6 protein-coding genes are annotated in these 7,860 nt (G+C 65.0%); 1 reads left to right on the top strand and 5 read right to left on the bottom strand.

Annotated features, from left to right (window positions below):
• Positions 1-223: 223 nt before the first annotated feature.
• From tal to AC1Q64_RS25470, 4 genes are all read right to left on the bottom strand, one after another.
• Positions 224-1,174, bottom strand: coding sequence for a transaldolase (tal, locus tag AC1Q64_RS25455; protein ID WP_492253149.1), 951 nt, complete (start codon positions 1,172-1,174; stop codon positions 224-226).
• 7 nt (positions 1,175-1,181) lie between these two features.
• The gene (locus AC1Q64_RS25460) at positions 1,182-2,264 is read right to left on the bottom strand and encodes an ABC transporter ATP-binding protein (protein WP_492253150.1); all 1,083 of its coding nucleotides are present in this window, start codon (positions 2,262-2,264) and stop codon (positions 1,182-1,184) included.
• Positions 2,265-2,292: 28 nt separating this feature from the next.
• The gene (locus AC1Q64_RS25465; protein ID WP_492253152.1) at positions 2,293-4,437 is read right to left on the bottom strand and encodes an ABC transporter permease; all 2,145 of its coding nucleotides are present in this window, start codon (positions 4,435-4,437) and stop codon (positions 2,293-2,295) included.
• Positions 4,438-4,542: 105 nt separating this feature from the next.
• Positions 4,543-5,571, bottom strand: a complete 1,029-nt coding sequence (locus AC1Q64_RS25470) for an ABC transporter substrate-binding protein (protein ID WP_492253151.1) — start codon at positions 5,569-5,571, stop codon at positions 4,543-4,545.
• Between the two features lie 221 nt (positions 5,572-5,792).
• Here AC1Q64_RS25470 and AC1Q64_RS25475 point away from each other — a divergent pair, with 221 nt between their 5' ends.
• On the top strand, positions 5,793-6,638 hold the full coding sequence (locus AC1Q64_RS25475; protein WP_056058413.1) for a MurR/RpiR family transcriptional regulator: 846 nt from the start codon (positions 5,793-5,795) through the stop codon (positions 6,636-6,638).
• Between the two features lie 25 nt (positions 6,639-6,663).
• Here the strand turns inward: AC1Q64_RS25475 and AC1Q64_RS25480 are convergent, their stop codons facing one another.
• Positions 6,664-7,647 carry a tripartite tricarboxylate transporter substrate binding protein gene (locus tag AC1Q64_RS25480; protein WP_291439320.1) on the bottom strand — a complete coding sequence of 328 codons (984 nt, stop codon included), beginning with the start codon at positions 7,645-7,647 and terminating at the stop codon, positions 6,664-6,666.
• Between the last annotated feature and the right edge of the window lie 213 nt (positions 7,648-7,860).

Here is a 7,860-nt window from a genome sequence, read left to right on the forward strand (position 1 = left end):
GTTTGCCCCTTCGCACAGCGAAGGGGTCGCAGACTGGGGGTCGCCTTTCTTTTGGGTACTTTTCTTTGGCGAAGCAAAGAAAAGTACCTCGCCTGCCGGGGCGACAACCCGGCTCCCGCCCCAAACACAAGCATGCAGCCCGATGTGCTCGCAATAGCCCAGCAAAAACAAAAGCGGCCAGCACCTGCAACCCAGGCACCAGCCGCTCAAAAAACCTCCGACTTCAAGCAGCGAGAATCAGCTTCTCCAGCTTCACAGCATCCACCGCAAACGCCCGAATGCCCTCGGCCAGCTTCTCGGTCGCCATCGCATCCTCATTCAGCGCAAACCGGAACCCCGCCTCGTCATAGTTCACCGCAGGCAGGTCCATCGCCTTGGCAGCCTCCGCATCCAACGCCCGCTGCAACGGTGCATCACTCGCAGCCAGCTGCGCCAACAGTTCAGGCGCAATGGTCAACAGGTCGCACCCGGCCAGCGCCGTGATCTGACCCACATTGCGGAAGCTCGCGCCCATCACCTCGGTGGCAATGCCAAAACGCTTGTAGTGGTTGTAGATCTGCGTGACCGACTGCACGCCCGGGTCGTTGGCGCCCGCGCGCGCGGCCTCGTCCCAGCTTGCACCCGCCTGCTTTTTGTACCAGTCGTAGATGCGGCCCACAAACGGCGAGATCAGCTGCACCTTGGCCTGGCCGCAGGCCACGGCCTGGGCAAAAGAGAACAGCAGCGTGAGGTTGGTGTGGATGCCCTTGCGCTCCAGCTGGGCGGCGGCCTGGATGCCTTCCCACGTGGCCGCGATCTTGATGAGCACGCGGTCGATGTGGATGCCTTCGGCCTGGTACAGCTCGATGATGCGCTCGGCGCGCGCAACGGTGGCGCTGGTGTCAAAGCTCAGGCGGGCGTCCACTTCGGTGGAGACGCGGCCGGGCACGTGCGTCAGGATCTCGCAACCAAAACGCACCAGCAGGCGGTCGATCACCTCGTCCATCGAGCGCCCTTGCCATTGGGCCACGGTGTCCTTGAGCAGGGGCGCATATTCAGGTTTTTGCACCGCCTTGAGAATCAACGAGGGATTGGTCGTGGCGTCCTGCGGACGGAACTGGGCCAGTTGCAGAAAGTCGCCGGTGTCGGCAACCACGGTGGTGAACTGTTTGAGGGCGTCGAGTTGGTTCGTCATGGCGCCATTATTCCGCATTGGTCCGGCCGCCTTCGGTACTACCAACCACCGATACGCCGTGGGCACCCAGACTCAGCTGCACTTCGTCACCCACGGCCAGCACATCGTCCAGGTCGGACGAGACCACAAAGATGTGGCCGAGCGGGGTGTCGAAGGTGTATTCGTGCACCGCGCCCAAATAGGCCCGCTTGTCCAGCCGGGCGGGCAGCAGGCCCCCGTCCTGGCGGTGAATGCGCCAGGCCTCCGGCCGCACCGCCACCTTTACCGGGCCGCTCTTCACCGCCATGCGGGGGCGCAGCGCCAGCGGGCCGAGAGCCACCGTGCCATCGGGGTCGGCCACGGCCGGGAACAGCATGGCCTCGCCCATGAAGCCCGCCACGAATTCGCTGTGCGGGGTTTCGTACAGCGCGCGGGGCGAGCCCTTCTGCGCAATCAGCCCCTGGTTCATCACGATGATCTGGTCGCTCACGGCCATGGCCTCGGCCTGGTCGTGTGTGACATAAGCCACCGTGAGCGACAGGCGCTGCTGCAGTGCGCGAATCTCTTCACGCATCTCGCGGCGCAGGCGCGCGTCGAGGTTGGACAAGGGCTCGTCGAACAGCAGCACCTCCGGCTCCAGCACCAGCGCGCGGGCCAGCGCAACGCGCTGCTGTTGCCCGCCAGACAGTTCGCTGGGCAGGCGGTCGTCATAGCCCACCAGGCCCACGCCGCGCAGCGCCTCCACCGCCTTGGTGCGCGCCTGCTCCTTGGGCTGGCCTGACATTCGCAGGCCGTACATCACGTTCTCCACCACATTCATGTGGGGGAACAGCGCATAGCTCTGGAACATCATGCTCACATTGCGCTGCGCAGGGCCCAGCGTGGTCACGTCCTGGCCCGCAATGAAGATCTCGCCCGAGGTGGGCGACTCCAGCCCCGCGATCATGCGCAAGGTGGTGGTCTTGCCGCAGCCCGAGGGGCCGAGGATGGTGGTGAGCGTGCCGCGCGGCACCTCAAAGCTGATGCCCTTGACGGCCAGCGCCGAGCTGCTGTCACTGCCGTAGCGCTTGGTGATGTTGCGGAACACGATGCCCGCGTCGCTGTTGTTCATGGCGTGTTTTCTTCTTTTGTCAGGGGGGTCAGTGCGCGGCGGGGGCGGCTCCGCGCCGCCCGAGCTTGCGGTCGCCCACCAGCAGCTGAATCAGCCCGATGGAGGCAGACATAAGGACGATGAGCACCGTGCAATAGGCCAGTGCCACGCCATAGTCGCCATTGCCCACGCGGCCGATGATGTAGGTGGTGGCCAGTTCGTTCTCGGCCGTGACGAGGAAGATCACGGCACTCACGGTGGTGATGGCGCGCACAAAGCTGTAGACCAGTGCTGCCACCAGCGCGGGTTTGAGCAGCGGCAGCACCACATGGCGCAGGGTCTGCACGCTGCCCGCGCGCAACATGACGGATGCTTCATCCAGCGATCGGTCCAGCTGCTTGAACGCTGCGGTGCCCGCCCGCACGCCCACCGGCAGATTGCGGAACATGAAGCACAACACGATGATGAGCGCTGTGCCGGTCAGCTCGAACGGCGGCACGTTGAACGCCAGGATGTAACTCACGCCCAGCACCGTGCCGGGGATGGCAAAGGCCAGCAGCGCGGCAAACTCGAACGCGCCTTGCCCTCGGAACTCGGTGCGCGCCAGCAGCCACGCAATGCCGATGCCCAGCGTGGCCGTGAGCGGCGCCGAGATGGCAGCGAGCTTGAGCGTAGTGAAGAACGAGTTCCACGCAGTGCCTGCCCACACGACGCCAAACTCGCCCCACTCCACGCTGAAGGCGGTGCGAAAGTGCGCCAGCGTGATGGTGTAGTCACGCCCCCAGGTCTGCACAAAGCCGCCAGCCAGCGCAAACAGGTACACGACGAGGGTGAACGCCATCCAGGGCAGCGCGATGGAATGCACCACGCGGCGCACACCGGTGGGCAGCGGCATGGCAATACCCGCATCGCCCTTGCCCGACACGGTAGTGAAGTTCTGCTTGCCCAGCAAGCCGCGCTGGATGGCAAACACGGTGAGCGCAAAGAACGTGAGGATCCAGGCCAGCGACGCGGCACGGCCCTGGTCGTACTGCGCACCCACGATGGCAAAGAAGATTTCGGTGGACAGCACTGAGAACTGCCCGCCCACCACGATGGGGTTGCCGAAGTCGGCCATGCTTTCGATGAAGCCCACCAGGAACGCATTGGCCAGGCCCGGCTTGAGCAGCGGCAGGGTCACGGTCATGAAGGTGCGGTGCGGGCTGGCACGCAGCGTTTGCGCGGCCTCTTCCAGGCTAGGGGCCACGCCTTGCACCACGCCACGCATGATCATGAAAGCAATGGGTGTGAAGGCAAAGGTCTGCGCCACCCACACGCCCAGCCAGCCGTAGAACCAGCGCGACGGCGTGATGCCAAACGCGTATTCCAGAAACTGGTTGAACACCCCCGCACGGCCGAACAGCAGGATGAGCCCCAGGCCCACCACAAACGGCGGCGTGATGATGGGCAGCAGCGCCACGATGTTCAGGGGCCGCGCATAGCGGCGCGACGCGCGCTCGGCCATCAGCGCCATGAAGGTGCCCAGCAGCGTGGTGCTGGTGGCCGTCATCAGCCCCAGGAACAGCGTGTTCCAGGCTACGCCACAGCGCTGGCCACCGGCCAGGCACGAGAGGCCAAAGTTGCGCTCGTGCGCAATGCGCTCCCACACCACGGCCAGCGAGAAGGGGCCGTCCTCCAGAAAAAAAGCGGCCGACAGCGCCTTGAGCACCGGGAACACGATGAACAGCGCCAGCAAGCTGCCGCAACCGAGTACCGCCGCCGCCACGAACAAATCGCCTTTGAAAAAGCCGCGCCGCGCCACGCCGAACGACAGCAGCACCAGCAGCGCCGACAGCACCACAAACCCGCCCCAGCCCATGCCCGGCTGGCGCGCGCCCAGCTCACCCAGGCTGGAGTTCATCCACTCAAACGCCCAGCCACGCGCGCCAATCGCAAAGCCGCTGAGCAGCAGGGCCGCCAGCCCCAGCGCGCCCCCCGCCACCAGCACGGCCCCCTGCCTGCGCCCCGCAGGCAGACAGGCCCCCAGGCCCGCCACCACCAGCCCCGTCAGGCCCAGCCAGAGCCAGGAGCGGCCAAACAGGGCGGCCTGCAGCAGCCCGTTGGCGGCCTGTTCGTTGCTGAAAACCTGGCCGACAGCGAGCAGGCCATTGGCGTCCTGCTGTGCATACCAGGGGAACACCAGATACCCCAGCACGCCGATGACCAGCCAGACCCAAAGGGGCCGGTTGACCGAGGCGCTGGAGGCCGTGGTCCGGAGGGTTGCGTGCGCCGCCGCTGCTGCTGCCGACACCACCGCCCCTCAGCGCGTTGCGTTCTGCACGTCTTTTTCCCAGCGCGCAATCAAGCGGCGGCGCTCAGCGCTGGCGCCGTACTTGGCGTAGTCGTAGTTGATGAGCTTCATCTTGGCCGGGTCGGTCATGCGCGGGTCCTTGGGCACCTGCGTGTTGCTGGGCAACTGGAACTGCTTGGCCGCCAGGCCAAACTGCTGGCCGCCTGGCGTGAGCGCCCATTCGTAGAACTTCTTGGCGGCCTCGGTGTTGGGGCCGTTCTTGACGATGCTCATGGAGCCCACCTCGGCGCCGGTACCTTCCGAAGGCGTGACCGATCCGACAGGAAAACCATTGACCGCCTCGGTGGTCACGTCGTGCACAAAGCTGATGGACACCGTCGTCTCGCCGCGCGCGGCGGCCTTGACCGGCGCCGTGCCCGAGCGCGTGTAGGTGCTGATGTTGGGATGCAGGGCCTTGAGGTATTCAAACGCCTTTTCTTCGCCCATGATCTGCACCAGCGTGGCGATCATGGTGTAGGCCGTGCCACTCGATGCCGGGTTGGCCATCTGCACCTCGCCCTTGAACGCGGGCTTGAGCAGGTCGGCCCACGACTGGGGGGGGTTGAGCTTGCGCTTGGCCAGCAGCTCCTTGTTGTAGCCAAAGCCCAGCGGGCCCAGGTACACGCCCACGGTGCGGTACTTGGAATCGGCCGCCTGCTTCTGCGCCCAGGGGTAGAGCTGCGCGAGCTGTGGCGACTTGTATTCAAGCGTCAGGCCTTGCTCGGCCGCCTGCAGGTGCGGGTCTCCCGTGCCGCCAAACCAGATGTCGGTCTTGGGGTTGGCTCGTTCGGCATTGAGCTGCGCCAGCGCCTCGCCCGAGCCCTTGGCCGTCATGTTGACCTTGGTGCCGGTTGTCTTGGCGTACACCGTGGACATCAGGTTGCACCACTCGGCCTGCACCGAACAGATGATGTTGACCTGGCCCTGGGCCCAGCTGCCCGATGCAGCGGCCACAAGGGCCGTACCGGCCAGAAGTTTTGTCAGCAAGGGTTGACGCATGGAAGGCTCCTCAGTATCTGGATAACGTGATGGAGGATGCTACGCGTGCAGGGCCCGCAGGGGCCAGGGGGGAAACGCCCAAGCCCGGTGCAAGCAGGTTGAAAGGCAGGGATTGCAACCTCCCCGCCGCTGTGGGAACCAAGTTACATTAAGAACGGCTCTATCCCAATCTGTCCGAAGGCTTCACCTGAGCAGCCCGCGCTGCACCCGCTGACTGAGACATGCTCGACCGCATCACCGCCTCCCTGCCCTCCCTGGCCCCCGCCGAACAGCGCGTGGCCAAGCTGGTGCTGACCGACCCGCGCACCTTCGCCCGCCTGCCCGTGCGCGAGCTGGCCGAGCGCGCGCATGTGAGCAAGCCCACCGTGGTGCGTTTTTGCCGCAGCATGGGCTACGACGGGCTGGCGGACTTCAAGCTCAAGCTGGCAGGCAGCGTGAGCGAAGGCGTGCCCTTCATCCACCGCAGCGTGGATGCCGACGACAAGACCGGCGACGTGCTGGTGAAGGTGGTGGATAACGCCGTGGCGGCGTTTCTGCAATACCGCAACGCGGCCAGTACCGTGGCTATCGAGCGCGCGGCCGAGGCCATTGCCGACACCTGGAAGAAGGGCAAACGCATCGAGTTCTACGGCGTGGGCAACTCCGGCATCGTGGCGCAGGATGCTCAGCACAAGTTCTTTCGCCTGGGCGTCACCTCGATTGCCAGCAGCGACGGCCACATGCAGGTGATGAGCGCCACCCTGCTGGGCCCGGGCGACTGCGCGGTGATCATCTCCAACTCCGGCCGCACCCGCGACCTGATGGACGCGGCAGACATCGCCCGCCGCAACGGCGCCACCACCATCGTCATCACCGCCAGCGGCTCGCCCCTGGCCAGCACCTGCCAGATCCACCTGGCGGCCGATCACCCCGAGGGCTACGACCGCTACAGCCCCATGGTGTCGCGCCTCATGCATTTGCTGATCATCGACGTGCTGGCCACGTGCGTGGCGCTGCGCATCGGCAGCTCGCTGCAGCCGATCCTGCAGCAGATGAAGGAAAACCTGCGGGCCAAGCGCTACGCCTGAAACGTACGCGCTGGGGGGATCAGGCTCAGTCCAGCGTCACGCCCGCGTCGCGGATCACCTTGCCCCACTTCGTCGTTTCGGCAGCCAAGAAGGCATCACAGGCCTCAGGCGTGGTGCCTTCACCGAAGGTGCCCATGACTTCGAGCTTGGCTTTGGTCTCTTCACTCTGGATGATGGCGTTCACAGCGTCAGACATGCGCTTGATGATGTCGCGCGGCGTGCCTGCCGGGGCGATCATGCTGGCCCAGGTGCTGCCCACCATGCCAGGAATGCCCTGCTCGATGAAGGTGGGTACGTCTGGCAGCATGGGCAGCCGCTTTTCACTCGCCACGCCAATCAGCGTGATTCGGCCTGCCTTGGCGGGCTGAATCAGGTTGGGTGGCGGGTCGAGGAACAACGGCACCTGGCCGCCGAGCAGGTCGGTCAGCGCCGGTGCTGCGCCACGGTAGGGGATGTGCACCATGAAGGTCTTGGTGAGCGACTTGAGCAGCTCGCTGGTCAGGTGCGCGGCAGAGCCTGTGCCTGACGATGCAAAGCTCACCTTGCCCGGGTTGGCCTTGGCATAGGCCACGAGTTCCTTCACCGTCTTGAAAGGTGCGTTGGGCGCTACGGCAGCCACCAGCGGCGAGACACCCAGCAGCGACACGCCCACCAGGTCCTTGCGCGGGTTGTAGGGAAGTTTGGGGTAGAGCGTGGTGTTGGCCGTGAAGGCCGGGATCACCACGCCAAACGTATGCCCGTCGGGTGCGGACTTGGCGACGGCGTCCACGCCAATGATGCTGTTCGCTCCGGGCTTGTTGTCAATCACCACGGGCTGACCGAATTGCTTTTGCAGGCCCAATGTGAGCAGTCGCGCCATCTGGTCGGTAAAGCCACCGGCCGTGTACGGCACCACAATGCGGAGGGGACGGTTAGGCCAGGCGGACTGTGCCAGCGCTGGCAACGCGGCAGCTGCCAGTGCTGCACCGGTGGCCTGAACGATCTTGCGGCGGGAAAGGGATGTGCTCATGGTGTTGTCTCGTGCGTCGTTATTGGAATAGAAAAAAGCCGCAGCGCCCTTTCAAAAAGCGCATTCAGCTATATTTTTAATAGCATTTGATCCTATAGAAGTTGGACGGGTGATGATGCCCTGTGGATGTCAAACCGCCTTGACCAGTTCAGGCACAGCCGCAAACAGATCCGCCTCCAGCCCGTAGTCGGCCACGCTGAAGATCGGCGCCTC

The sequence above is a fragment of the Acidovorax sp. GW835-FHT14G06 genome, from assembly GCF_058793595.1.

Excerpts from the sequence above, each read along its gene's own strand:
- tal (WP_492253149.1), bottom strand. The coding sequence starts at position 1,174 with ATGACGAACCAACTCGACGCCCTCAAACAGTTCACCACCGTGGTTGCC.
- AC1Q64_RS25475 (WP_056058413.1), top strand. The coding sequence starts at position 5,793 with ATGCTCGACCGCATCACCGCCTCCCTGCCCTCCCTGGCCCCCGCCGAA.
- AC1Q64_RS25470 (WP_492253151.1), bottom strand. The coding sequence starts at position 5,571 with ATGCGTCAACCCTTGCTGACAAAACTTCTGGCCGGTACGGCCCTTGTG.
- AC1Q64_RS25460 (WP_492253150.1), bottom strand. The coding sequence starts at position 2,264 with ATGAACAACAGCGACGCGGGCATCGTGTTCCGCAACATCACCAAGCGC.
- AC1Q64_RS25480 (WP_291439320.1), bottom strand. The coding sequence starts at position 7,647 with ATGAGCACATCCCTTTCCCGCCGCAAGATCGTTCAGGCCACCGGTGCA.